A 23,540-nucleotide genomic window follows, 5' to 3' on the forward strand; every position below is an offset into this window, starting at 1 on the left:
ATGCTTATTCGTCACGCCACTAAAGAGGATTGCGCCGCTATCGGCGAGATCTATAACCACGCCGTACTGCATACCGCCGCCATCTGGAACGACACCACCGTGGACACCGATAACCGCATCGCCTGGTTCGAGGCGCGCCAGGTGATGGGCTATCCGGTGCTGGTCAGCGAGCATGATGGCGTGGTCACGGGATATGCCTCTTTCGGCGACTGGCGCGCCTTTGACGGGTTCCGTCATACGGTTGAGCATTCGGTGTATGTGCATCCGGATCATCAGGGCAAAGGCATCGGGCGGGCGCTGATGGAACAGCTGATTGTTGAGGCCCGACGCATCGGCAAGCACGTGATGGTGGCCGGGATCGAAGCGCAGAATCATGCCTCTGTTCATCTGCATGAGACGTTAGGTTTTGTCACCACTGGCCAGATGCCGCAGGTGGGGACTAAGTTTGGCCGCTGGCTGGATCTGACCTTTATGCAGCTTCAGCTCGATGAGCGCAGCGAACCGGATAACATCGGATGAACCAGACCCTGACGCTGGTATTTCTGGTGGCGGCGGGCATTGGGTTGGTGGTGCAGAACACCCTGATGGTACGCATCACCCAGACCTCAAGCACTATTCTTATCGCCATGCTGCTCAACTCGCTGGTGGGGATCGTCTTGTTTGTCTCGATTTTGCTGATTAAAAACGGCGTCGCCGGGTTCAGCGAGCTGGTTCACACCGTGCGCTGGTGGACCTTAATTCCCGGCCTGCTGGGCTCATTTTTTGTCTTCGCCAGCATCAGCGGCTATCAGTATGTCGGGGCTGCGACGACCATCGCCGTGCTGGTTGCCAGCCAGTTAATCGGGGGTCTGGTGATGGATGTGGTGCGCAGCCAGGGGGTGCCGCTCAAGGCCCTGATCGGCCCGGTATGCGGCGCGGTGCTGCTGGTGGTTGGCGCCTGGCTGGTGGCCAGACGCCAGTTCTGAATCAGAGGATCACCCCGCCTTTGGTCAGGCTGTCATGGCGGGCCTCCTGGTCCTCTTTGTACTGTTTACCGTGGTGAGCGATGGCGTTACGCAGGCGCTGCTGCTGGGTATAGCGATCTTCACGGGTTAACTCGCTATCCTCGCTAAGCTCGATCAGCAGTTCATTCATATGTGCAATCACGCTTTCGGCTATCGTCGCGTCAACGCGGGCGGTAACATCCTCTAAATGTGACATTGTCACTCCTTCTCAGCTTGCCCGGCGGCGCTACGCTTGCCGGGCCTACGGGTGCCATAAGCAGGCCGGGTAAGGCGCAGCCGCCACCCGGCGCTCTGTCAGTTTACTTTCGCCTTCGAGAAATCACTTCCCATCAGGCTCACGCTGTATCCGCTAATATTGCTGCGGGTAGCAAAGAAGGTTTTGCCGTTGGCCAGCGCAATCCACGGTGCCTGCTGATAGAAGATCTCCTGCGCCTGGTTGTAGAGCTTCGCACGCGCGGCGGGATCGCTGGTGAGCTTCGCCTTCTGCACCAGGTCATCATAGCCCTTGTCGCACCAGCGTGCAGCATTGGAGCCGGTTTTGATGCTGTCGCACCCCAGCAGCACGTCGGCAAAGTTATCCGGGTCGCCGTTATCCGACATCCAGCCAAACAGGGCGCTGTCGTGCTCGCCTTTACGCATGCCGGAGAGGTATTCGCCCCACTCATAGGAGACGATTTTCGCTTTAACACCCACCTTCGCCCAGTCGCTCTGGATCATCTCCGCAATGCGACGCGAGTTCGGGTTGTAAGGGCGTTGTACCGGCATCGACCAGAGGGTCACTTCCGCGCCCTGCTCCAGCCCCGCCTGTTTCAGCAGCGCTTTCGCTTTTTCAGGATCGTAGCTGTAGTCCTGCACATCTTTATTAAAGCCCATCATATTCGGCGGGATCGGCGATTTTGCCACCGTGCCGGAGCCCATAAATACCGCGTTGATAATGGCCTTTTTGTCGGTAGCGTAGTTCAGGGCCTGGCGCACCAGCACGTTATCAAACGGTTTTTTCTCGGTGTTAAACGCCAGATAGCCGACGTTCAGCGCATCGACGCTGTGCAGGGGCAGGTCTTTGTTCTTCTTGATCACCTCAAACTGCACCGGCGATGGGGCAGGAATAATCTGGCACTCGTTGGTTTGCAGCTTGGCGAGGCGGGTTTCGACGTTCGGGGTGATGGAGAAGATCAGGTGTTTGGTCGGCACCGCGCCATCCCAGTAGTTCGGATTGGCGACATAGCGGATAAGGGAGTCAACCTTATACTGCTGGAGCACGTACGGTCCGGTGCCGATCGGCCAGGTATCGACATTTTCCGGGGTGCCTTTTTTCAGCATCGCGTCGGCATATTCCGCCGACAGGATCGAGGCGAAGTCCATCCCCCAGTCGGCGAGGAAGGCGGCGTTCGGTTCGCTCAGCACAAACTGCACGTGGTTGTCGTCGATCTTCTTCACCTCCTGGATCAGCTTATCCAGGCCGACGTCGTTAAAGTATTCGTAGTTGCCCTGAGAGACGTTGTGGTATGGATGGTTAGGGTCTTTCTGACGCATTACCGAGAAAATAACGTCATCGGCGTTAAAATCGCGGGTCGGTTTAAAGAATTTGTTGCTGTTGAACTTCACCCCTTTGCGCAGGGTAAAAGTATAGGTTTTGCCATCCGGCGAGATGGTCCAGGATTCAGCCAGTGAAGGCACCGGGGTATTTTTGACCGGATCGAAGTTAATCAGGCGGTTATAGAGCACCTGTGAGCTGGCAACGAAGCTCGGGCCGGAGCTGGCGATCTGCGGGTTAAACGACTCCGGTGACGCTTCAGAGCAGTAGATAATGGTATCGTTATTGGCCGCCCATGCGGCACCCGCTGGCAGTAATGCGCTTAACGCCAGCGCAAGGAGAGTTTTCCCTGTAGACATGATAATTACCTGTTTGGTTTTATTATATAGAACGATAATAACAGCACAGCACCTGTCCGCAGGCAAATAACGAAACACTATCAGGTTATTCTAAAGCAGTTATTTCCGCTGATTTTCCCGCCAATAGCCAGACGGTGATTTGCCTTAAGGTACATTCAACGTCAAGCACTTTCGACCGCCGCAATGCTGCAAGAAATCGCCCCTTTTGCCGTCTCTTCTGCCGTTTGTTTGCCGGCAGATTTCGTAAAGTAGACGCGTGAAAAAGTCTATGGGACCAAATCGTGGCAAAAACCCTTTTACGCAGCGGCAATCTGGATGATTTTCAGGCCGTTGGCGGCGGCGGACAGGCCGTTTTTGAATCAGCATTGCAAATCCGTGAGGCGCTGCGTCTGCGCAAACAGCAAGCCATTGTCGATTGCCTTGCCATTCCGCAGGTCAATGACGAGGGCGACCGGGTGGACTGGTACTCACCGGTTGAGGGCGCCGTTAAAAGCTGGAAAGCCGCCGATGAAGATGCGCGTTTTCGGGCGCTGCGCCTGCTGGAAGGCACCCTGTCGAGTGTCGAATCCCTGAGCAAAAAATCGCTTCAGTCGCCAAAAACCGCCCAGCAGCTGTTTGGTTCCCTGCTTTCCAAAGCATTTCAGTTCCCCGGTGAAAACTTCCTCTTCCTGGTTGATGGCAAGCCGGTGATCACCTTCTGGGGTTTTGTGAACCTCAATGAAAACGCGCGGGAGGATATTCTCGACTGCCTGCGCGCCTCGCTGCTGCCGGACCCGATGCCCGCGCCGGTGGCTGAGCCCGACCCCGAGCCTGAAACGGCCCCGGCCATCGTTTTCGAAAAAGCCGATGAACCGCTGGTTGCCGCCCCGGCGACGGTGAAGATCACCGCCAATGACCTCTACGAAGCGCAGCCCGCGCCGGTAATGAGCGCCAGCGAGCCAGAGCCAAAACCGGAGCCTGCCGCGCCGGTGGTGCAGGCGAAAAAAGGTCGCGTTCCGCTGTGGCCGCTGCCGGTTGCCGCCGTGGTGGTGGCCGCCGTTGCCGCCCCGCTGCTGTGGCCGAAACAGGCACCTGTCGCCGAGCCGGTCAAAACCGCTGTTGCTGCCCCGGTGGCGATTGAGCCCAAACCCGTTGCCGCGGTTGAGCCTCTGCCACTGAATCTGCCGCTGCATCAGGCTGAAGTGGTGGCCGTTAAAGCCGAAGAGCCAGCCCCTGCGGAACCGGTGGTGATTGCCGCCATCCCGAAAGATGCGCTGGTCATGGACGCGGGCCAGGTGAAAGCAGGTTCAACCCGTTTTCTCAACGGTAGCTGGCGGGTCATGCTGGATGTCACCGATCCGATCACCGGCAAGCCGCCTTCACTGCGCTATCAAATCCAGAACAACAAAGGCACTGCCCGCGTGGTGCACGGCGACAACGTGGTCTGCCGCGTGGAGGTCTTCTCCGGGCTGCACAGCAACGGCGAGCTGCTGATCAAAACCCGGGGCCATGCCCGCTGCGCTGACGGCTCGCGCTACCCGATGCCGGAAATTACCTGTAAGGCCGGCACCAGTGATGTGGCGGAATGCAGCGCGCGCTACGACGCGAAGACCGTGGTTCCATTGACATTCAGGAAGGCAGGTGCGTGATCCTATGCTGGTAAACCTTTGCGACTACAAACAGAGCGTCACGCTGATTGCGAACAGCGGCGTACAGTTTCTTGATTTTGGCCTGACGCCGCAGGACTCCGCCCAGAGCGGGCGGTTTGTGCGTAAAACCGCCAACGGCCCCCTGCTGCGCCTCGATTTTGATCTGGTGAATGGCCGCTATACCCTGCCCGCCACCAACGGCGGACAGCCAGAAGTGGTGAAACCCGAAAGCACCATTCCGCTTCAGCAGTCGCTGGCGGTGCTCGACGGTGTCTGGCTGCCGGTGCCGTTCCTTCGCTTTAACCCACCGCGCACCTTCGTTGAAGGCCCGGACAACTGGGCCCGCGTGCAGGTGCGTAAGCTGGAGACCCCGGACAACGCCGGAAACAGCCACCGCGTGACCCTGGCGCTGGACAGCCAGATCGCCGCCCACGCCACCAGCGCCCTGTCGCCGGTGGAGAACGACATTCTCAACGGCACCCGTTTCGCGCTGGCCTGGCGCGACGACGAGGTGGCGAACTTCCTCGACCAGACCTGGATTGACGGCTGGCTGCGGGAAGCCTTCACCCAGTACGCCACCGGCGTGGAGAACCGCGCCGAGCGCGATTTACAGCTGGCGATGCGCAATTTTGAATACCAGGCGCACTGGCTGAACATTCTGGCGATGCTGGGGGAACAGCTCACGGTGCCGGAAGTCAAATTTGTTACCCACACCCTCAGCACCCCGGCTATCCCGGTGGATCTGATCCTCGATGTCGGCAACACCCATACCTGCGGGGTGATCATTGAAGATCATGGCGACGCCAACGACGGACTGCGCCAGACCGCCGAGCTACAGGTGCGCTCGTTAAGCGAGCCGCAGTTCCTCAACGAACCGCTGTTTACCAGCCGCCTGGAGTTTTCCGAAGCCCGCTTCGGCAAGCAGCACTTCTCGGTGGAGAGCGGCCGCGAAGACGCCTTTGTCTGGCCCTCTATCGTGCGCGTCGGCGACGAGGCGCGCAAGCTGGCGACCCAGCGGCTGGGCACCGAAGGCAACAGCGGTATCTCCAGCCCGCGCCGCTATCTGTGGGATGAAACCCCGGTGGTACAGGACTGGCGTTTCAGCCAGATGAACAGCAAAACCCAGCGCGAACCGCTGGCGACCGCCTTCCCGCTGATGAACCTGATGAACGATGACGGCCAGCCGCTGTTCACCCTACCGCAGGATGAACGTCTGCCGGTCTTCTCCCCGCAATACAGCCGCAGCACCCTGATGACCCACATGCTCTGCGAGCTGCTGGCGCAGGCGCTGGGGCAGATCAACAGCGTCGCCACCCGTCTGCGTCTGGGCTTCCCGGCGTCACCGCGCCAGCTGCGCACCCTGATCCTCACCCTGCCGTCGGCCATGCCGAAGCAGGAGCGCGAGATATTCCGCCGCCGTATGTTTGAAGCCATCGCCATCGTCTGGAAAGCGATGGGCTGGCACCCGCAGGATGAGGACTTCTCCAGCCGTAAACAGCAGGAGAAGAGCGTGGTGCCGGTGCCGGAAATCCAGATGGAGTGGGATGAGGCCAGCTGCGGCCAGTTAGTGTGGCTCTATAACGAGGCCATCTCCCATTACAACGGTCAGACCGAAGCCTTTTTCGCCGCCCTTGCCCGCCCGGATCGCGAGCCGGAGCCGGGCTGTCAGCCGGGCCGGGCCCTGCGCGTCGCCTCGATTGATATCGGCGGTGGCACCACCGATATGGCCATCACCCATTACCAGCTCGACGACGGTTCGGGCAGTAACGTCAAGATCACCCCGCAGCTGCTGTTCCGCGAAGGCTTTAAGATCGCAGGGGATGACACGCTGCTGGATGTGATCCAGCGCTACGTGCTGCCCGCCCTGCAAACCCAGCTGCAGAAATCGGGCATTGCCGACGCGTCTCTGCTGATGGCCTCGCTGTTTGGCGACTCCGGGCGCATCGACACCCAGGCGGTGCTGCGCCAGCAGACGGCTTTACAGCTGTTTATGCCGATTGGTCATGCGATCCTCGCCGCCTGGGAAGCCAGCGACGTTGACGATCCCCTCGACGGACTGCACGCCACCTTTGGCGATCTGCTGACCCGCAAGCCGACGCGCAACGTGATGAACTACCTGCAACAGGCCATCGAGCACGCCCTGCCAGCCGGGTCGGCACCGTTCGACCTGTTTGCCGTCCCGCTGCACGTTAATTTCCGCGAAATGCAGGACGCGATGCTGGCCGGACACTTTACCCTGGCAGCACCGCTGCATGCGGTGGCAGAGGCAATCTCCCACTACGCCTGCGATATTCTGCTGATCACCGGGCGTCCGGGCTGTCTGCCTGGCGTTCAGGCGCTGATCCGCCATCTGCAGCCGGTGCCAGTCAGCCGGATGGTGTGGCTGGACAAATACCGGGTACATGAGTGGTATCCGTTCAGCCAGCAGGGGCGCATCGGCAATCCGAAATCCACCGCGGCGGTTGGGGCGATGCTCTGTAGCCTGGCGCTGGATCTGCGCCTGCCGCGCTTTAACTTTAAGGCGGCCGATATCGGCGCTTACTCCACGGTGCGCTACCTCGGGGTACTGGATAACACGGTAAATACCCTGCGCGAGGAGAACGTCTGGTATCAGGATATCGACCTCGACAAGCCGGGGGCGAAGCTGGATACCCGCCTGCACTTCCCGCTGCGCGGCAATGTGACGCTGGGCTTCCGTCAGCTGGCGAACGCCCGCTGGCCTGCCACCCCGCTCTATACCCTGAGCATTAACTCGGCGGAGCTGGCGAAATCCATTGCCGGAGACGGGGTGCTTAACGTGCGCCTGAAGCTCTGCGGCGGCAATAAACAGGATGGTCCGGAAGCCTTTGAGCTGAGCGATGCCTGGCTACAGGACGGTACGCCGGTCCCGGCCGATGCCCTGACCTTTAAACTGAATACTCTGGCCGATCGCCGACACAGCGGTAGCCATTACTGGATCGACAGCGGGAGCGTATACCTGAAATGAGAGCCACGACGACCACGACTCAGGCATTAATCGGGTGGATCAACGCAACGCGTCAGCACGCCCCGCTCCTCGACAATGACGCCGATGCCCTGCTGGCGAGACTGGCGGTGGCCGACGCGCGGGAAAAGGCTATTCAGCGGGCGCTGAGCGCCGGGAGCACCATCGGGTTATATGGTCACTCCCAGGCGGCGAAAGCCCACCTGCTCGTCACCCTGTGCGGCAGCGACAATCAGCGAATGAACGTGATTGTCGGCCAGCGAACCTTTGACTACTTTTCGCACATCAATCCCGGCCACGCCCTGACCAACATGGCGTTGCGCTTTACCCCCACCGCAACGGAGGTGGCCGATGACGCGTTTCCGCTGCGCCTGAGCCTGCTCACCGAAGCTGAACTGGTGCAGGTGTTCTTGGCCCGCGCCACGCTCCCGGCGGTGGATAAATCCGTTATTGAGGCGCGTCTGGAGAAATGGCGCGCCCTGCGCCAGCCTCAGAGCGTACCGGGTATCACCGCCGCCGACGTCGGCACCATCGCCCGCTACTGGCGCGACACGGTGCCCGCCGCCGCCCAGCAAATGGACGATGCCCTGTGGCATCAGTTTGCCCTGCTGCTGCCGTCGCTGGATCTGAGTACCCGCGCAAGCGTCTGGTCCTTACTGTGGGGCGAACAGCAGGAGCTGACCCAGCAGTGGCTCAAGCTGGCGCAAATTCTGCACCAGACCAGCCACGCCCAGGCGCTGGCGGCGCCGCTGAGCCTGCTGGTGGATAATTTTGGCCTGCCGACCGAAGGGTTCCTCACCCGGGGTGATATCGCCCTGCCGGAGGTCCAGCAGGCGGTACTGCACCCGCTGCACAACGGCGAGCTGCTTAACGCCATCAGCATCCCGCTGGACGTGCTGGCCCTGCTCACCCGGGAGCTGATCCTGCCGGTAGAAAATAGCGCGCTGGCTGGAGTGGATATTATTGATATTCCGGCCCCGTCAGCGCAGCCCGATTCACCGCTGGCCCAGGCGAAACTGCAGTGGTTGCTGGAGCACTATCGCCAGCAGCTACAGCCAGATGTCCTGGTGATCTGCAATGCCACTGCCCATCACGGCCAGACCGCCCGCACCGCGAAAATGTTGCTTAACTGGGTGAAAGCGACCCAGCCGGGCGACGATGCCGCCCTGCCAGGGCTGGTGTGGGCGATTACGCCCCAGGACGCGCGCTTTACCCGCCGTTCCAATCTCGACGAAGCGGTGCAACAGCTGCTCGGCAAACCCGGTCAGCACTGGGGAACGTTGCAGGCGCTGGACAGCAGCAGTATGCAGCGGGTGATTGAGTGGTTATCCCAGGCGACGCTGCCCGCCCAGCGTGAGACGCGTTTGCAGGGGTTACGCCAGCAGCATCAGCGGGAACTGCATCAGCTGATGCGGGGGTATCTGGCCCCGCTGACTCAGGATCCTGACGCCCAGCGCGGCACCGCCGAAGCGATGGTGCGTGCCCTGCAGGGGAGCGCCGCCCGTCACGGCGAGCTGCTGGAGGGATTACTCCCGCCGCTGCGCGCCTTTGAGACGCTGCTCGCCGTGCAGCAGCCGCGCGAAGAGCAGGTCAACGGCCTGTTTACCGATGCCATCGACCTGTTTGCCGACAGCGCCCAGGATAGCGATGAAATGTTGCAGCCGACGGACAAAGCGCGTCTGGCCCATCAGGTGTGGATCAACCATCTGCGCCAGTGGAGCCGGGATGAAGCCGTCGCCAGCCGTCTGGGGCTGGATACCGCGATCCTGCAGCAGATTGGCGATGTGCTGGTGATTGCCAGCTACCGTCTGAATCTGCTGGCGCAGCTAAAAAAGATTGTTGATACCGATAAAAGCAGCGCTGCACAGCTGCATGCCGCACTCGGCAATTTTGTGGGATGGGTCGGCTACGCTCAGACCCCGGCTTCCGCCCGCCCGGCCAGCCGCATCCGCAAAGGGCAGCCGGTGTTTGTCACGCCTGTGGTTAACAGCACTGCGCCACGCTTGACCCGTCTGGGAGAGCAGCCGGTGCATGCAGCCACGGCCTATGTCTATGACTGGCTGGTGGCGCTCTATACCCAGGCGATTGATAACATCGGGTATCAGCATCCGCATGATATTACCCATGACGATCGCAGAGCGTTGCAGGCCTTGCTCGCCTGATACGGTGCAAGAACCTTAGCCGGTAAGACTCGGCACAGGAGCGGTCTGTACCCCCTCTAATCCACCATTCTCTCGGTGGGCTGAGGGGAATATGCGGCAGTGGCGGTGGTTCCGTTCACCATACTTTCCTTGCTTCTCTGTAAACCGCGTCACCCGTGAACGTGTTAAGGGGGCTATCGCCGCCCCCTTAACAATCCCGGCTCCCGGCAAGAAAATCGCCGCTACGCGGTGGCCCTCAGCTTATTCCTTCAGGCTTTCGGGTCGGGTTTTGTAGGCCGGGTAAGGCGAAGCCGCCACCCGGCAGTGTTGCGCCGGGCGGCACTGCGTTTGCCCGGCCTACAAACAGTGATTAACAGCCCTGCGCCACGCTTAACCCGTCTGGGAGAGCAGCCGCATGATATTACCCATGCCGATCGCAGTTTTGTAGGCCGGGTAAGGCGAAGCCGCCACCCGGCAGTGTTGCGCCGGGCGGCACTGCGTTTGCCCGGCCTACAAACAGTGGTTAACAGCCCTGCGCCACGCTTAATCCGTCTGGGAGAGCATCCGCATGATATTACCCATGCCGATCGCAGTTTTGTAGGCCGGGTAAGGCGAAGCCGCCACCCGGCATTGTTGCGCCGGGCGGCACTGCGTTTGCCCGGCCTACAAACTGTGGTTAACAGCCCTGCGCCACGCTTAACCCGTCTGGGAGAGCAGCCGCATGATATTACCCATGCCGATCGCAGAGCGTTGCAGATCTTGTTAGTCTGAAACAGACGTTTGATGGAACTACCCTGCTACCCTGCGGCTCGTCATAGACGGATCGCTATTCCTGATGCATACAGTCGAACAACGCCTTCGCCAGCGCTGACGGGTTCTCCCACGACATCGAATGTCCAGCATCAGGGATCATTTTCACTGCGACACCCTGCTGGCGCATCTCATCCAGATCGGTATCCGGCAGCGAAAGCTCGCCAAAAATCAGCCATATCGGGCAACTCAGCTGCAAATAGCGCTCGCTCCAGCTGGGCTGTACCCCATTAACCAGGCTCGTTGCTCCGCGCCACACTGCCCAGGGGGCAGTGCTTTGGAGGCAACCCTTCCAGGGTGAGGTTTCCGCCGACAGCATGGCCTGATAACCGGCACTGACAAACTCCTCCTCCGTCTGAGCAGCGATACCCCGGCTGAACATGCCCCCGCCAGCATGAAAATTGGGTTCAGACACGATCAATCCTGACAGACGATCCCCGGCCAGTTCAGCCGTTTCTATTGCTATGCTGCCGCCCATGCTGTGGCCATATAACCAGAATGAGGTTAGGGCTAAATGGTTGAGCAGTTCGATGACCACCTGCGCCTGCGCTGAGGTCTGATAGGTATAAGCTTCCGGTTTATCACTGTAACCACTACCGGGGAGATCGATAAGAATAGCCCGGCTGGAGCCGAACTGAGGGTCGCAAACTATCCGGGGATACTCGTAGGAAGAGGCGCAGCCGAGACCGTGGATGAAGACCAGCGGTTCCCCCTTCCCGGGCAGTTCCTGCCAACGCACCAGGCAACGGGCCTGTTGCGAATAAAAGCTGTTCATAAGCACTCCTTTTCAGACGACTGTGTTTTTATACAGCTCATCAAAGAGGAATGCTATCGCCGTAACGTAAAACGGGGGGCATTGTCAGAAAAGCGAAATCAGCAGCGCAACTGGAAAACTCATCGGCCAGGTGGAGCCCACCAGAAAGGCGCTCAGGAAGCGGATACGTTTGCGATCTTTAGAGAGAAACCAGGTGATAAGCGCGCTGATGGCCGCCATGACGGCGTAAAACATTAACATCTTTTGATACAACGTCATTTCAAATACCCAATGTGCTGTTCAATAACCGCGCGCAATATGCGACATATGTTGATATGGATCAAGTATTTTTGTTACACATTATCCACAGTTTTTGCGTGGTAATAACAGTTAGGTATATCTTGCTACAACTTTTTGGCGGGAGCTGGCGGGACAAACGCTGACCAGGACCGCATTTTGCGGCCCTGGAAGTCCGGTTCTACTTCTTAACCGGTTGAGGCTTTTTGTTACCCGAATCGGGTACTTTGCGGGATTTGTCTTTATCGACTTGTAGCATCAGACTCTCCTTTGTGGCCTTCGGCGTAGATAAGTATAGCCTGGAAAAAGCCCCCCTTTAAAGTTGCATTTAAAATGCAATTTATGATACAAAATAGCCATCACCCGAGCTGTAATGACCTCATCCACAGGGAGGACGTTATGCTGCGTATTCCGCAACACTCTATTCACACCCGTTCCACACCGTTCTGGAACAAAGAGACTGCCCCGCCGGCCATTTTTAAGCGTCATCTGGATACCGGCACCCGTCCCGGCGTTTATCCGCGTCTTAGCGTGATGCAGGGTGCCGTGCGTTATCTGGGTTATACCGATGAAACGTCACCCGATCCGGACACCACATTGATCATTGAAAGCGGCCATTTTGCTGTTTTCCCGCCTGAACGCTGGCATCACATCGAGCTGATGAGTGACGATACCCTCTTTAATATCGATTTTTTTGTTGAACCCGAGGTTCTAAAATTTGCCGGGCGTTCTCACGCCTGAGGAGCTAACGATGTTACGTATTCCTGCCAATTTTGTGCATACCCGTGCCACTCCCTTCTGGACTAAAGAGACTGCACCTGCCGCGCTTTTCACCCATCACAACACCAAAGCAGGCGTCTATGGCCGTCTGTCCGTGATGCAGGGCGCCGTAAAATATTTTGGATTTCCGGACGGCGACGCCACCGAATCTGATATGGAGCTGTTGATTGAAGCCGGAAGTTTCGGTATTTCCCCGCCGCAAAAATGGCATCGTATCGAACTCATGACCGAGGACACCGTGTTCAATATCGACTTTTTTGCCGACCCTGAGGTGACGCTGAATGGCGCAGGCTTGGGTAAAGTCGTTAATACTCACAAGGAGTAACGTCATGGGCAAAGCAACGTATACCGTTACCGTCACCAATAACAGCAATGGGGTGTCGGTGGATTACGAGACGGATGCCCCTATGGAGCTGCTCGTCCCGGATGTCGCTGCCGACGTGGTGAAAGATCTGGTAAACACCGTGCGTGCCTACGACACGGAAAACGAGCACGAGGTGTGCGGCTGGTAGATTACCTCGCCGCCCCTTCTTACATTTTGAGCAGTTCAAGCACCGTTTGCGGCACCTGATTCGCCATTTTCAGGGCCGCATTCTGGCTCTGCGCCAGGATCTGCGCCCGGGCAAGCTGGCTGGCCTCGGCGGCATAGTCGGCATCCTGGATGCGGCTGCGGGCGGCCTGCATCGCCACACCCTGCTGTGAAAGCACCGCTTTGCTGGATTCAAACCGGTTCATCATCGCGCCGTACTGCCCACGATAGCTGCTCACTTTCTCCAGCGCGGCATCCAGTAATCCCATACATTTTCTGGCCCCCGCCTCGGAGGCCATATCACTATTTTCCAGCTGCAGCGTCTTTAAATCTGTCGGGGTCGGCTCGATGGTGGTGGTTTGCATCTGCTCCCCAAAATTGGCGCTGGTCACCACCTCTATGGGACGGCTCTGCTTCGGCGGAACCGCCGGGGTCATTGTCGGCGTCGGCAAGGTTCCCCAGGTAATTTTGCTGGTAAAGGAGCCGCTCCCCACCACCATCACCAGCAGATCTTCGGTGACGGTATCCAGCGTCATGCGTTCGATGCGGTTCGAACCGTTAGCCCCGTCGTTCCAGGCGCCAATCGCTTTATCTTCATAGCGATCGCCATCGCCGCTGTAGGTAATGGTCATCCCGTTATAGTTAAGCGATTCCCCGCTGAGGTTCCAGCTCGGGCCGCCCTCAATTAGCTGGCTATCGTCATAGACCGCCCCGCTGCTAAAACCGTTTTTAGCCGTCAGTACCGATGCGGTGGCTTTGGTGCCATCAGTGATGCCGCGGCTGACCCAGGTATAATCCGCATCAGGGCCGGATAAAGGTGTCCCGGCGAGATGTTTTCCATCCCGGGTAAATAACTGTAGATCGTCATCCAGACCCAGCGAATCAATGGTAATGGTGATATTCGTCGACCCGGCCGGAATATAGGCCAGCGGAATAATTCCAGAACTGAATGAATAATCGGTTCCGGCTAGCGGGAATTTGTTGTTTAACGGCGGTACGTCGCCGATTAATTGCGGCGGTAATACCGGCTTATCGGTCGCCAGCGGATATTGACCGAAGATCTCAGTCTGCTCCGAGACCTGGGTAATGGTCGCCAGGATCTGCTGATACTCCTGGTTGATACTCTCCCGGTCAGACGGCGACAGCGTGCCGTTCGCCGCCTGGATCGCCAGGCTTTTGGCTTTAATCAGCATATTCCCGATATCGCTCAGGCTCCCTTCCGCCGTCTGCGCCAGGCTTATGGCGTCATCGAGCCCGCGGGAGATAACGCTATCCGCATTGATATTTGAAAACATCCGGTTGGCAATGGCCTGCCCGGCCGCGTCATCCTTCGCGCTATTGATACGCAAGCCGGATGACAGGCGTTCAATGGTTTGAGAAAGCATCGTCGTGTTTGCTTTCCGGGACTTAAGCGAGAGCCCGGCAATCTCGTTATGATTAATAGCAAGCATGATGAACAGGGCCGTTTGTCTGGTCTGACTACTCTATCGGCCCGCTCAAAATTTTATTTAGGAAATATTTTATAAAACCAAACGATATATTTTCCCCCTGAGATAAGGGGCAGCAAAATATATTTCTAAGTTAATGTATTGAATAAAATATATTATTGCGCGCCGGTTACCGTGCAGTAACCGGCGCTGGGCACAGATCAGTGCTTAAACATGATATGACGAACCACGGTGTAGTCTTCCAGACCATACACCGACATGTCCTTGCCGTAGCCCGACATTTTCATCCCGCCGTGGGGCATTTCGCTCACCAGCATAAAGTGGGTATTCACCCAGGTGCAGCCGTACTGGAGGTGGGCGCTGACGCGGTGCGCGCGGCCCACATCCTGGGTCCACACGGAAGAGGCCAGCCCATACTGCGAATCGTTGGCCCAGTTCAGCACCTCCTCTTCGTCGTCGAATGGCGTCACGCTCACCACCGGACCAAACACCTCCCGCTGGACGATGGCATCTTCCTGCTTCGCCCCTGCCAGCACGGTGGGCTGGAACCAGTAACCTTTACCGTCGTGCTTGCTGCCGCCGGTGATCACCTGTACATGTCCCAGGGCTTTCGCCTCATCCACCGCTTTGCACACCCGGTCGAGATGCGCCTGGGAGCTTAACGGACCCAGTTCGGTGCTCTCGTCATTCGGATCGCCGATCTTCAGGCTGGCGACCGCGGCCCCCAGTTTTTCCACCAGCGCGGCGTATATCCCTTTTTGGGCGTAGATACGACAGGCGGCGGTACAGTCCTGCCCGGCGTTGTAGAAGCCGAAGGTGCGTACCCCCTCCACCACCGCGTCGAGATCGGCATCGTCAAAGACAATCACCGGCGCTTTGCCGCCCAGCTCCATATGGGTGCGCTTAATCGTCGAGGCGGTATGACCGATGATATGTTCGCCGGTGGCGATAGAGCCGGTGAGCGACACCATGCGCACCTTTTCGTGCCCGGTCAGCGGGTCGCCCACGGTTTTACCCCGGCCAAACAGCACGTTAATGACCCCGGCCGGGAAGATATCTTTTGCCAGCTCCGCCAGCTTCAGGGCGGTGAGCGGCGTGATTTCAGACGGTTTCAGCACCACGCAGTTACCGGCCGCCAGCGCGGGCGCCAGCTTCCACGCCGCCATCATCAGGGGATAGTTCCACGGTGCAATCGACGCGACAACGCCAACCGGGTCGCGGCGGATCATGGAGGTGTGCCCCTCCAGATATTCTCCTGCCGCCGAACCATGCAGGGTACGCGCCGCCCCGGCAAAGAAGCGGAACACGTCGGCAATCGCCGGAATCTCATCCCCCATCACGCAGTGCAGCGGTTTGCCGCAGTTCTGCGACTCCAGCCGGGCTAAGGTGTCGGCCTGAGCGTCAATGGTATCCGCCAGCTTCAGCAGACACTCGGCGCGGCTTTTTGGCGTGGTCCGCCCCCAGCTGGCAAACGCGCGGTCCGCGGCCTGCACGGCTGCGTCCACCTGGGCGGGAGAGGCCTCGGCGATCTCCAGCAGCACCTCGCCGGTGGCAGGGTTATAGACCGGCTGCTTTTCCCCTTCGCCGTTGACCAGTTCACCATTAATCAGCAGTTGAGTTTGCATAGCTTTGTCCTGTTTCAGTCAAGGTTATTTCCCGCTTCCGGCTACGTTTTCGCCGTCGCGGGTCAGCCACCAGGCCCCCAGAATGGGAATGGCGGTCACCAGCATAACCAGCAGTGCCACCACGTTTGTTACCGGTACATCGCGGGGACGCCCAAGCTGGTTTAACAGCCACAGCGGTAACGTGCGCTCATGTCCGGCGGTAAAGGTCGTCACGATAATCTCATCGAACGACAGGGCGAACGCCAGCATACCCCCCGCCAGCAGCGCCGACCCCAGATTGGGCAGCACCACGTAGCGGAAGGTTTGCCAGCCGTTAGCGCCTAAATCCATCGAGGCTTCAACCAGGCTCCAGGAGGTGCGCCGGAAACGGGCAATCACATTATTGAACACCACCACCACGCAAAACGTGGCGTGACCGAGGATGATGGTGAAGAAACCAGGCTCCAGATCAATGGTCTTGAACGCCGTCAGCAGCGCCAGACCGGTGATGATCCCCGGCAGGGCGATGGGCAGGATCAGCATCAGCGATACCGCGTTCTTGCCAAAGAACTCCCACCGCCATAGCGCCGCGGCCGCCAGGGTGCCCAGCACCAGCGCAATGGCCGTCGACAAAGCCGCGATTTTAAGTGACAACGTCACAGCTTCAATAATGTCGCTGCGCGTCGCCGCGACACTGAACCACTTCAGCGTCAGCCCCTGTGGCGGAAAACTGAACGCCGCGTCCTCGGTATTAAAAGCATAGATGGCAATAATCAGCAGCGGAAAGTGGAGGAAGATCACCCCGCCCCAGGTGGCGATTTTCAGAAACAGCGGTGCGCGTTCAGAGTGCATCAAACGCTCCCAGACGTTTCACGAACGCCAGATAGAGGGTAATGAGAACAATCGGCACCAGGGTGAAGGCCGCCGCCATGGGCATATTGCCAATCGCCCCCTGCTGGGAGTAGACCATCTGGCCGATAAAGTAGCCCGGCGGCCCCACCAGCTGCGGCACGATGAAGTCGCCCAGCGTCAGGGAGAAGGTGAAGATCGACCCGGCCGCGATGCCCGGGATCGCCAGGGGCAGCACGACATAGCGGAAGGTCTGCCGCGGCCGGGCGCCGAGATCGGCTGAGGCTTGCAGCAACGACGGCGGCAGCCGCTCCAGCGCCGCCTGCACCGGCAGGATCATAAACGGCAGCCAGATATAGACGAATACCAGAAAGCGCCCCAACCCGGAGGTGGAGAGCGTGCTGCCTCCCACGCCCGGCACCGTCAATAGCGAGGTGAGCAGCGGCTCCAGCCCCATATGGCTGAGAAACCACTGCGCCACGCCATCCTTGGCCAGCAGCAGCGTCCAGGCGTAGGCCTTGACGATATAGCTGGCCCACATCGGCAGCATCACCGCGATATAGAAGAAGGCTTTCCACTTTCCGTGGGTGTAGCGCGCCATATACCAGGCCATCGGGAAGGCCAGAATCGCGCTGCCGATGGTGACGGCAATCGCCATCGTCAGGGTACGCAGGATGATGTCGTAGTTGGCGGGATTAAACAGCGCGCGGATGTTGGCGAAGGTCAGATCCGGCGTGACCGCCATGGTGAAGTCATCGAAGGTGTAGAATCCCTGCCACAGCAGGGTGAACAGCGACCCGAGATAGACGATGCCAAACCACATCAGCGGCCCGAGCAGGAGTAAAAACAGCCCCAACGACGGCCTGCGCCAGAACAGCGCCGACAGACGTCCCGGCAGGCCGTGCGAAGCCGGTGGCGGCGAAACGCTCATCTCCATCTCACCTCTCCTCATGCAGCGGCACCATAGCGTCGCGCGCCCACGACGCGGTCACCTGCTGCCCGGCCTCAACCCCCGGGGCCAGCGCGGAGCCGGTCAGGTTGGCCTGGCTCACCAGCAGTTTCTCCCCCTCGGCAAGCCGCAGCTCGTAACGGGTCGCCGCCCCCTGAAACTGCACCGCCTGCACCTGGCCCAGCACCTGAATTTCACCCTGCCCGTCCAGACGAATATGCTCCGGGCGCAGGGAGTAGCTACCGGCCATGCCGCAGACGCGCCGGGCGGTGGCGTCGGTAAAGACGTTCGAGGTGCCAACGAAGCTGGCGACAAACGGGGTGCGTGGACGCAGATAGAGCTCCCGCGGGGTATCCACCTGCTCGATTCGCCCGTTGTTAAAGACCGCCACCCGGTCAGACATCGACAGTGCTTCCCCCTGATCGTGAGTGACGAAAATAAAGGTGATGCCCAGCTCCTGCTGCAGTTTTTTCAGCTCAAACTGCATCTGCTCCCGCAGCTTGAGATCCAGCGCGCCGAGGGGTTCGTCCAGCAGCAGAACACGGGGCTGATTGACCAGCGCCCGGGCAATCGCCACCCGCTGACGCTGGCCCCCGGAGAGCTGGGAAGGCTTGCGCGCTTCGGCAAAACTGAGGCCGACCTTCTCCAGCGCCTCGCGGGCCTGGGCCTGGCGGGTAGATTTGTTGATCCCCTTCACCATCAGCCCGTAGGCCACGTTCTCGAGGATAGTCATATGGGGAAACAGGGCATAGTCCTGAAAGACGGTATTGACGTCGCGCTCCCAGGGAGGGAGTTCGCTGGCGTCTTTGCCAAAGATAGATATAGCGCCGCCGCTCAGCTGTTCGAAACCGGCAATCAGGCGCAGGCAGGTGGTTTTGCCGGAGCCCGAAGGCCCCAGCATGGAGAAAAACTCCCCGTCACGGATCCGGATCGTTACCCCATCCACCGCACGCACATCCCCATACAGGCGGGAGACATCGTTAAACTCTACTGCGTAGGTCATATTCCGCTCCCTGCGCTTAACGACCGCCCATGATGGCGATATAGTCCTGAACCCAGCGGCTGTAAGGGACAAATTTGCCACCGTTGGCGACAGGGGTTTTCCAGAACAGGATCTTGTCGAAATAGGTGTAGCCGTTGGTTTCACAGCCTTTATCGCCGAGCAGAGTGCTGGCTTTACAGCCTTCTGCCACCACTGGCAGGGAACCGAACCATCCCGCCAGATCGCCTTGCACTTTTGGCGTCAGGGACCAGTTCATCCACTTATAGGCGCACATCGGGTGTTTGGCATCGGCGTGCAGCATCGTGGTATCCGCCCACCCTGTCACCCCCTCTTTCGGGAAGACGGTGCCTATCGGCTGATTCTCGCCTTTGAGGGCGTTGGCCTGATAGGGCCAGGCGCTGGAAGCCACCACCCCTTCGTTTTTGAAGTCACTCATCTGCACCGTCGTGTCGTGCCAGTAGCGGTGCACGAGTGCATGCTGATCTTTCAGCACGTTTAACACCGCCGTGTACTGCGCTTCCGTCAACTGGTAGGGATCGGTGATGCCCAGATCTGGCTGGGTGGCTTTGACATAGAGCGCCGCATCGGCAATGTAGATCGGCCCATCGTAGGCCTGCACGCGCCCTTTGTTGGATTTGCCGTCCGGCAGGGTCTGTTCTTTAAACACCACGCCCCACGTATCAGGCGGTGTCGGGAAGGTTTTGGTGTTGTACATCAGCAGGTTTGGCCCCCACTGATAGGGCGTGCCGTAGGCCTTGCCGTTAACGTTGAACCACTCCCCTTTGACGATCCTGGGGTCGAGGGTTTTCCAGTTGGGGATCAGGTCCGGGTTGATGGGCTGAACGCGTTTGCCCATGATCAGGCGCAGAGAGGCGTCGCCGGAGGCGGTCACCAGATCGTATCCGCCCTTCGCCATCAGGCTCACCATCTCATCGGATGTCGCGGCGGTTTTGACGTTAACTTTACAGCCGGTCTCTTTTTCAAACTGGGTGACCCAGTCGTAGTTTTTATCGGTCTCGCCCCGTTCGATATAGCCCGGCCAGGCAATGATATCCAGACGACCTTCGCCATTGCCGATCTCTTTTGGCGGCTCTGCCGCCTGCGCAGTCAAAATAGTCATGCCGAGCGCGCACAGGCTGCTACGGGCAAATGTTTTGCTCATACGTATTACTCCTGTCGTAATGAAATCAGAAGGCAGCCGTGCCGGTAGAATATCTCCTTAATTAAACGTAGACCGCGCCATTGCAGCCCACCCGGCAGGCCTGAGAAATTTCGCCAGGTTGTGACCGGGGGCGCATTCCCCGGTAACTGGATTATAGACAAGGGGTTAGCAGGCGAAGAGGTTATGCATATTTCCTATGAGCGATAATAAAAAACGCCGCAAATTAATTGCGGCGTGATTAAGGGGATAAGAAATGATTATTTAGCGGCTACGATCAATAGCGAGAAAAACTTATTTTTGCGTTGTTAACATCCCGCTAATTATTTGCCCTAACTGGATCACCGCCTGCTCCTCCCGCTCTCCCCAGGCCCACGAGGTATTAAAGCGGAAAAATGGCGTCCAGGTATCGGAGGTGGAGAACATTTTGCCCGGCGCAATGCTGATGTGGTGCTTCAGCGCCCGGGCGCTGAGCTCACCGGCGTCCAGCGGCGCGGGCAGCTCCAGCCATAAAAAATAGCCGCTGTCGCTGTGGTGAATTTTCACCTCAGTGGGCAGATGGCGGAGCAGCGCCTGCCACGCCTGCTGCTTGCGCTCAGCCAGGGTGCGGCGCAGGCGCCTGAGATGGGCGTCATAACGTTTGGTGGCGAGATAATCCACCAGCGCCAGCTGCATGGGCGAACTGGTGGATAAGGTGCTCATCAGTTGAAGCTGCTGGATGCGGCGGGCATGTTTCCCGGCGGCGACCCAGCCAATGCGGAACCCGGCCACCAGACATTTGGAAAAGGAGGAGCAGTGCAGGGTCATGTCGCTGCGATCCCAGGCTTTCGCCGGGAGCGGCTTTTCGCGGCCATAATAGAGCTCGCTGTAAACATCATCTTCAATCAGGGTGACGTTGTGCCGGGCGAGTAATGCGACAAGCTGCGCTTTTTTGTCGGCGCTGAGGGTAAAGCCCAGCGGGTTCTGCGCGTTGGTCATCAGCCAGCAGGCTTTTACCGGGTAGTCGTTCAGCGCCTGCGCCAGGGCGTTGAGATCGATACCGTCGCGCACGTCGGTCGCCACCGACAGCGCCTTCAGCTTCAGCCTCTCCAGCGCCTGCAGCGCGCCATAGAAGCAGGGATTCTCCACAATCACCCAGTCGCCCGGTTCGGTGACCGCCTGCAGGCTGAGGTTCAGGGCTTCCAGCGCACCCGCGGTAATCACAATTTCATCCGGGGAGATGTTCATCCCCTGTTGGGCATAGCGGCGGGCGATGGCGTGGCGCAGATCGACGTTGCCCGGCGGCAGGTTCTCGATCACGCTCATGGCGGTGGCGGTTTTGCTGACGTTTGCCAGGGAACGGTTCAGCTGCTGTAAGGGAAAGAGACGCGGGTCGGGAAAGGCCGAGGCAAAGGGCACCACCGCGGGATCGCGGCTGGCCTGCAGCACATCGAAGATATAGGTATTGATATCCACCGACTCGTCGCGCATCACCTGCGCGGGCGGCATCGGCTGCTCTCCGCTGGGACGGGCGGCGACGTAATAACCCGACTGCGGGCGCGCCACAATATGCCCCTGGCTCTCCAGCATCTGGTACGCATGGCCGACGGTCATAAAGCTCAGCCCGCTGCTGGTCACCTGCTCACGCAGGGAGGGCAGCTTATCGCCGGGCTGCCAGACGCCCAGGTCGATCTGCGAAATGATTTGCTGCGCCAGGCGCTGGTATTTTTTCATCGGGTTCTCCTTGCTGCGTTACATAGTATATCAGCAGGAGAAAAAAGGCAGAATTAATAAACTGTTATAGGTGAGAGAGGAATGTCAGCAGGCGTGACGGCGCCTGACTGAATTACTTGCGCAGCTCAAACGGGACCTGGCGGGCATGACGGGAGGCCGCTAAATGGTCGAGGGTGATCATGGAAGATTTGCAGAAAATGCACTTCGCACCGTGTGGATTTTTTTCAGACACGTCGAAAATGGAAGTACGGAACTGCGAACCATGACAGCATGGGCAACGAAAATGGATAGTAGAACTCATGTAAATCTCCTGTACGTATACACGTAAAAACTAATGGGCCTTAAAGGCAATAAGGGTCTGAGACAAAACTAATCAGAGCGTAAAGATAAAACCCAGGAGCGACTGTGGAGAGGCACAACGTGATGAGATTGCTTTAGGAACTGCTTCAGATATTTTTGGATTTCAAACCGAAAGAGCATTAACGCATTAATGATGGAAGGATGCAAGCGGTATTTACACTATCCTTCCATAAAACAAGCAGAGCCGCTGAATTCATTCAAATTTTTTGACCTCATCAGTGAAATAAACGCCATTTCTTCTCATCGGGTAATCCGTAAAGTAAGGGTTATGTTGTTTCTCAGAAATCAGGAAAACCCGGAATGAAAAAGATCGGTTTTTTATCATTTGGTCACTGGACACCGTCACCGCAGTCCGGCACCCGCAGCGCCGCTGATGCGCTGCTGCAGTCTATCGATCTGGCGGTCGCCGCCGAAGAGCTGGGCGCAGATGGCGCTTATTTCCGGGTGCACCATTTTGCCCGCCAGCTCGCCTCCCCTTTCCCGCTGCTGGCTGCCATTGGCGCAAAAACCAGCCGGATTGAGATCGGCACCGGCGTAATCGATATGCGTTATGAAAACCCGCTCTATATGGCGGAAGATGCGGGCTCAGCCGATTTGATCTCTGGCGGGCGTTTACAGCTGGGGATCAGCCGCGGCTCGCCGGAACAGGTGATCGATGGCTGGCGCTACTTTGGCTATGTTCCTGCGGAGGGCGAAAACGAGTCGGATATGGCGCGCCGTCACACCGAAGTGCTGCTGGATGTGCTGCGCGGCGAAGGGTTTGCTAAACCCAACCCACAGCCGATGTTCCCTAACCCGCCGGGCCTGCTGCGCCTGGAGCCGCACGCCGAAGGTCTGCGGGATCGCATCTGGTGGGGCGCAGGCTCTAACGCCACCGCCGTGTGGGCCGCGAAGCTCGGGATGAACCTGCAAAGCTCTACCCTGAAAGATGACGAAACCGGCGAGCCGTTCCATATTCAGCAGGCAAAACAGATCCGCGCCTACCGTGCCGCCTGGGCCGAAGCGGGACATACCCGCACCCCGCGCGTCTCGGTCAGCCGCAGCATTTTCGCCCTGATGGACGATCGCGACCGGATGTACTTCGGCTCCAGCCGTAACGAAAGCGACAGCGTGGGCTATCTGGATGAGAAAACCCGCGCCATCTTCGGGCGCAGCTATGCCGCCGAGCCAGACAAGCTGATTGCCCAGTTGAAGCAGGACGAAGCGATTGCCGAGGCGGATACACTGTTACTGACGGTGCCGAACCAGTTGGGCGTGGAGTACAACGTGCATGTGATCGAGTCGATTCTGAAGCATGTAGCACCGGCCATGGGGTGGCGGGACGAATAAACAAACGTTGTGCCGGGTGGCGGCTGACGCCTTACCCGACCTACAAAACCTCTGCCCGTAGGCCCGTGCAAGCGAAGCGCCGCCGGGCATCATGCCGGGTGGCGGCTGACGCCTTACCCGGCCTACAAAGTCCCTGCCCGTAGGCCCGCGCAAGCGAAACGCCGCCGGGCATTATGCCGGGTGGCGGCTGACGCCTTGCCCGGCCTACAAAACCTCTGCCCGTAGGCCCGTGCAAGCGAAGCGCCGCCGGGCATCATGCCGGGTGGCGGCTAACGCCTTACCCGGCCTACAAAGTCCCTGCCCGTAG

At 58.9% G+C, this 23,540-nt stretch carries 22 protein-coding genes; 10 read left to right on the forward strand and 12 right to left on the reverse strand.

Going from position 1 to position 23,540, the window contains the following annotated elements:
• Both GNG29_RS11440 and GNG29_RS11445 read left to right on the forward strand, forming a co-directional pair.
• The gene (locus tag GNG29_RS11440; RefSeq protein WP_156654548.1) at positions 1-519 is read left to right on the forward strand and encodes a GNAT family N-acetyltransferase; all 519 of its coding nucleotides are present in this window, start codon (positions 1-3) and stop codon (positions 517-519) included.
• Positions 516-965 carry a DMT family transporter gene (locus GNG29_RS11445; RefSeq protein ID WP_103822045.1) on the forward strand — a complete coding sequence of 150 codons (450 nt, stop codon included), beginning with the start codon at positions 516-518 and terminating at the stop codon, positions 963-965. Before GNG29_RS11440 ends, GNG29_RS11445 begins: the two co-directional genes overlap by 4 nt.
• Before the next feature lies 1 nt (position 966).
• Here the strand turns inward: GNG29_RS11445 and GNG29_RS11450 are convergent, their stop codons facing one another.
• The gene (locus GNG29_RS11450) at positions 967-1,200 is read right to left on the reverse strand and encodes a YdcY family protein (protein ID WP_156238843.1); all 234 of its coding nucleotides are present in this window, start codon (positions 1,198-1,200) and stop codon (positions 967-969) included.
• 98 nt (positions 1,201-1,298) lie between these two features.
• On the reverse strand, positions 1,299-2,897 hold the full coding sequence (locus GNG29_RS11455; RefSeq protein ID WP_156654549.1) for an ABC transporter substrate-binding protein: 1,599 nt from the start codon (positions 2,895-2,897) through the stop codon (positions 1,299-1,301).
• 281 nt (positions 2,898-3,178) lie between these two features.
• Here GNG29_RS11455 and GNG29_RS11460 point away from each other — a divergent pair, with 281 nt between their 5' ends.
• The 4 genes from GNG29_RS11460 (at position 3,179) to GNG29_RS23165 (ending at position 10,420) form a co-directional block, all read left to right on the forward strand.
• Complete coding sequence (locus GNG29_RS11460) at positions 3,179-4,525, forward strand: SrfA family protein (protein ID WP_156654550.1); 1,347 nt, start codon at positions 3,179-3,181, stop codon at positions 4,523-4,525.
• Positions 4,526-4,529: 4 nt separating this feature from the next.
• Positions 4,530-7,511 carry a virulence factor SrfB gene (locus tag GNG29_RS11465; RefSeq protein WP_156655481.1) on the forward strand — a complete coding sequence of 994 codons (2,982 nt, stop codon included), beginning with the start codon at positions 4,530-4,532 and terminating at the stop codon, positions 7,509-7,511.
• On the forward strand, positions 7,508-9,670 hold the full coding sequence (locus GNG29_RS11470; RefSeq protein WP_156654551.1) for a virulence factor SrfC family protein: 2,163 nt from the start codon (positions 7,508-7,510) through the stop codon (positions 9,668-9,670). The genes GNG29_RS11465 and GNG29_RS11470 overlap by 4 nt, the downstream gene beginning before the upstream one ends.
• Positions 9,671-10,015: 345 nt before the next feature.
• On the forward strand, positions 10,016-10,420 hold the full coding sequence (locus tag GNG29_RS23165; RefSeq protein ID WP_197431842.1) for a hypothetical protein: 405 nt from the start codon (positions 10,016-10,018) through the stop codon (positions 10,418-10,420).
• 55 nt (positions 10,421-10,475) lie between these two features.
• On the opposite strand, the gene GNG29_RS11475 is transcribed toward GNG29_RS23165, so the two are convergent.
• Together GNG29_RS11475 and GNG29_RS11480 are read right to left on the reverse strand one after the other, a co-directional pair.
• Positions 10,476-11,234: an alpha/beta fold hydrolase gene (locus tag GNG29_RS11475; RefSeq protein WP_156654552.1), complete on the reverse strand. Its 759-nt coding sequence runs from the start codon at positions 11,232-11,234 to the stop codon at positions 10,476-10,478.
• A gap of 84 nt (positions 11,235-11,318) precedes the next feature.
• Positions 11,319-11,492, reverse strand: a complete 174-nt coding sequence (locus GNG29_RS11480; RefSeq protein WP_032610845.1) for a GhoT/OrtT family toxin — start codon at positions 11,490-11,492, stop codon at positions 11,319-11,321.
• Between the two features lie 417 nt (positions 11,493-11,909).
• Here GNG29_RS11480 and GNG29_RS11485 point away from each other — a divergent pair, with 417 nt between their 5' ends.
• From GNG29_RS11485 to GNG29_RS11495, 3 genes are read left to right on the forward strand one after another with little or no spacing between them, the layout of a single operon-like run.
• Positions 11,910-12,251 carry a DUF1971 domain-containing protein gene (locus GNG29_RS11485; RefSeq protein ID WP_103179702.1) on the forward strand — a complete coding sequence of 114 codons (342 nt, stop codon included), beginning with the start codon at positions 11,910-11,912 and terminating at the stop codon, positions 12,249-12,251.
• 10 nt (positions 12,252-12,261) lie between these two features.
• Positions 12,262-12,615 (forward strand): DUF1971 domain-containing protein, encoded by a 354-nt coding sequence (locus GNG29_RS11490; RefSeq protein ID WP_156654553.1) that lies wholly within the window; start codon positions 12,262-12,264, stop codon positions 12,613-12,615.
• 4 nt (positions 12,616-12,619) lie between these two features.
• Complete coding sequence (locus GNG29_RS11495) at positions 12,620-12,802, forward strand: DUF1869 domain-containing protein (protein WP_156654554.1); 183 nt, start codon at positions 12,620-12,622, stop codon at positions 12,800-12,802.
• A 19-nt stretch (positions 12,803-12,821) separates the two neighbouring features.
• Here the strand turns inward: GNG29_RS11495 and GNG29_RS11500 are convergent, their stop codons facing one another.
• From GNG29_RS11500 to GNG29_RS11535, 8 genes are all read right to left on the reverse strand, one after another.
• Positions 12,822-14,270: a flagellin gene (locus GNG29_RS11500; protein WP_156654555.1), complete on the reverse strand. Its 1,449-nt coding sequence runs from the start codon at positions 14,268-14,270 to the stop codon at positions 12,822-12,824.
• 197 nt (positions 14,271-14,467) lie between these two features.
• Positions 14,468-15,892: an aminobutyraldehyde dehydrogenase gene (patD, locus tag GNG29_RS11505; RefSeq protein WP_156654556.1), complete on the reverse strand. Its 1,425-nt coding sequence runs from the start codon at positions 15,890-15,892 to the stop codon at positions 14,468-14,470.
• A 24-nt stretch (positions 15,893-15,916) separates the two neighbouring features.
• On the reverse strand, positions 15,917-16,723 hold the full coding sequence (locus GNG29_RS11510) for an ABC transporter permease (RefSeq protein ID WP_156654557.1): 807 nt from the start codon (positions 16,721-16,723) through the stop codon (positions 15,917-15,919).
• Positions 16,713-17,657 (reverse strand): ABC transporter permease, encoded by a 945-nt coding sequence (locus tag GNG29_RS11515; protein WP_156654558.1) that lies wholly within the window; start codon positions 17,655-17,657, stop codon positions 16,713-16,715. Before GNG29_RS11515 ends, GNG29_RS11510 begins: the two co-directional genes overlap by 11 nt.
• 1 nt (position 17,658) lies before the next feature.
• Positions 17,659-18,672: an ABC transporter ATP-binding protein gene (locus GNG29_RS11520; protein ID WP_156654559.1), complete on the reverse strand. Its 1,014-nt coding sequence runs from the start codon at positions 18,670-18,672 to the stop codon at positions 17,659-17,661.
• A 16-nt stretch (positions 18,673-18,688) separates the two neighbouring features.
• Positions 18,689-19,834, reverse strand: a complete 1,146-nt coding sequence (gene ydcS / locus GNG29_RS11525) for a putative ABC transporter substrate-binding protein YdcS (protein WP_103179710.1) — start codon at positions 19,832-19,834, stop codon at positions 18,689-18,691.
• Between the two features lie 291 nt (positions 19,835-20,125).
• Positions 20,126-21,544 (reverse strand): PLP-dependent aminotransferase family protein, encoded by a 1,419-nt coding sequence (locus GNG29_RS11530; protein WP_156654560.1) that lies wholly within the window; start codon positions 21,542-21,544, stop codon positions 20,126-20,128.
• A gap of 112 nt (positions 21,545-21,656) precedes the next feature.
• The gene (locus GNG29_RS11535) at positions 21,657-21,845 is read right to left on the reverse strand and encodes a hypothetical protein (RefSeq protein WP_039028652.1); all 189 of its coding nucleotides are present in this window, start codon (positions 21,843-21,845) and stop codon (positions 21,657-21,659) included.
• A gap of 359 nt (positions 21,846-22,204) precedes the next feature.
• On the opposite strand from GNG29_RS11535, the gene GNG29_RS11540 reads away from it, so the two are divergent.
• Positions 22,205-23,233 (forward strand): LLM class flavin-dependent oxidoreductase, encoded by a 1,029-nt coding sequence (locus tag GNG29_RS11540; protein WP_156654561.1) that lies wholly within the window; start codon positions 22,205-22,207, stop codon positions 23,231-23,233.
• Positions 23,234-23,540 lie beyond the last annotated feature (307 nt).

This window comes from Leclercia sp. Colony189 (assembly GCF_009740165.1).
Lineage (GTDB): Bacteria > Pseudomonadota > Gammaproteobacteria > Enterobacterales > Enterobacteriaceae > Enterobacter.

Bases quoted from the DNA above. Each gene is read 5' to 3' on its own strand.
- GNG29_RS11490 (WP_156654553.1), top strand. From the start codon at position 12,262: ATGTTACGTATTCCTGCCAATTTTGTGCATACCCGTGCCACTCCCTTC.
- GNG29_RS11465 (WP_156655481.1), top strand. From the start codon at position 4,530: ATGCTGGTAAACCTTTGCGACTACAAACAGAGCGTCACGCTGATTGCG.
- GNG29_RS11480 (WP_032610845.1), bottom strand. From the start codon at position 11,492: ATGACGTTGTATCAAAAGATGTTAATGTTTTACGCCGTCATGGCGGCC.
- GNG29_RS11510 (WP_156654557.1), bottom strand. From the start codon at position 16,723: ATGCACTCTGAACGCGCACCGCTGTTTCTGAAAATCGCCACCTGGGGC.
- GNG29_RS11500 (WP_156654555.1), bottom strand. From the start codon at position 14,270: ATGCTTGCTATTAATCATAACGAGATTGCCGGGCTCTCGCTTAAGTCC.
- GNG29_RS11515 (WP_156654558.1), bottom strand. From the start codon at position 17,657: ATGGAGATGAGCGTTTCGCCGCCACCGGCTTCGCACGGCCTGCCGGGA.
- GNG29_RS11495 (WP_156654554.1), top strand. From the start codon at position 12,620: ATGGGCAAAGCAACGTATACCGTTACCGTCACCAATAACAGCAATGGG.
- GNG29_RS11450 (WP_156238843.1), bottom strand. From the start codon at position 1,200: ATGTCACATTTAGAGGATGTTACCGCCCGCGTTGACGCGACGATAGCC.
- GNG29_RS11470 (WP_156654551.1), top strand. From the start codon at position 7,508: ATGAGAGCCACGACGACCACGACTCAGGCATTAATCGGGTGGATCAAC.
- GNG29_RS11445 (WP_103822045.1), top strand. From the start codon at position 516: ATGAACCAGACCCTGACGCTGGTATTTCTGGTGGCGGCGGGCATTGGG.
- GNG29_RS11520 (WP_156654559.1), bottom strand. From the start codon at position 18,672: ATGACCTACGCAGTAGAGTTTAACGATGTCTCCCGCCTGTATGGGGAT.
- ydcS (WP_103179710.1), bottom strand. From the start codon at position 19,834: ATGAGCAAAACATTTGCCCGTAGCAGCCTGTGCGCGCTCGGCATGACT.
- GNG29_RS11440 (WP_156654548.1), top strand. From the start codon at position 1: ATGCTTATTCGTCACGCCACTAAAGAGGATTGCGCCGCTATCGGCGAG.
- GNG29_RS11540 (WP_156654561.1), top strand. From the start codon at position 22,205: ATGAAAAAGATCGGTTTTTTATCATTTGGTCACTGGACACCGTCACCG.
- GNG29_RS11535 (WP_039028652.1), bottom strand. From the start codon at position 21,845: ATGAGTTCTACTATCCATTTTCGTTGCCCATGCTGTCATGGTTCGCAG.
- patD (WP_156654556.1), bottom strand. From the start codon at position 15,892: ATGCAAACTCAACTGCTGATTAATGGTGAACTGGTCAACGGCGAAGGG.
- GNG29_RS11455 (WP_156654549.1), bottom strand. From the start codon at position 2,897: ATGTCTACAGGGAAAACTCTCCTTGCGCTGGCGTTAAGCGCATTACTG.
- GNG29_RS11530 (WP_156654560.1), bottom strand. From the start codon at position 21,544: ATGAAAAAATACCAGCGCCTGGCGCAGCAAATCATTTCGCAGATCGAC.
- GNG29_RS11485 (WP_103179702.1), top strand. From the start codon at position 11,910: ATGCTGCGTATTCCGCAACACTCTATTCACACCCGTTCCACACCGTTC.
- GNG29_RS11475 (WP_156654552.1), bottom strand. From the start codon at position 11,234: ATGAACAGCTTTTATTCGCAACAGGCCCGTTGCCTGGTGCGTTGGCAG.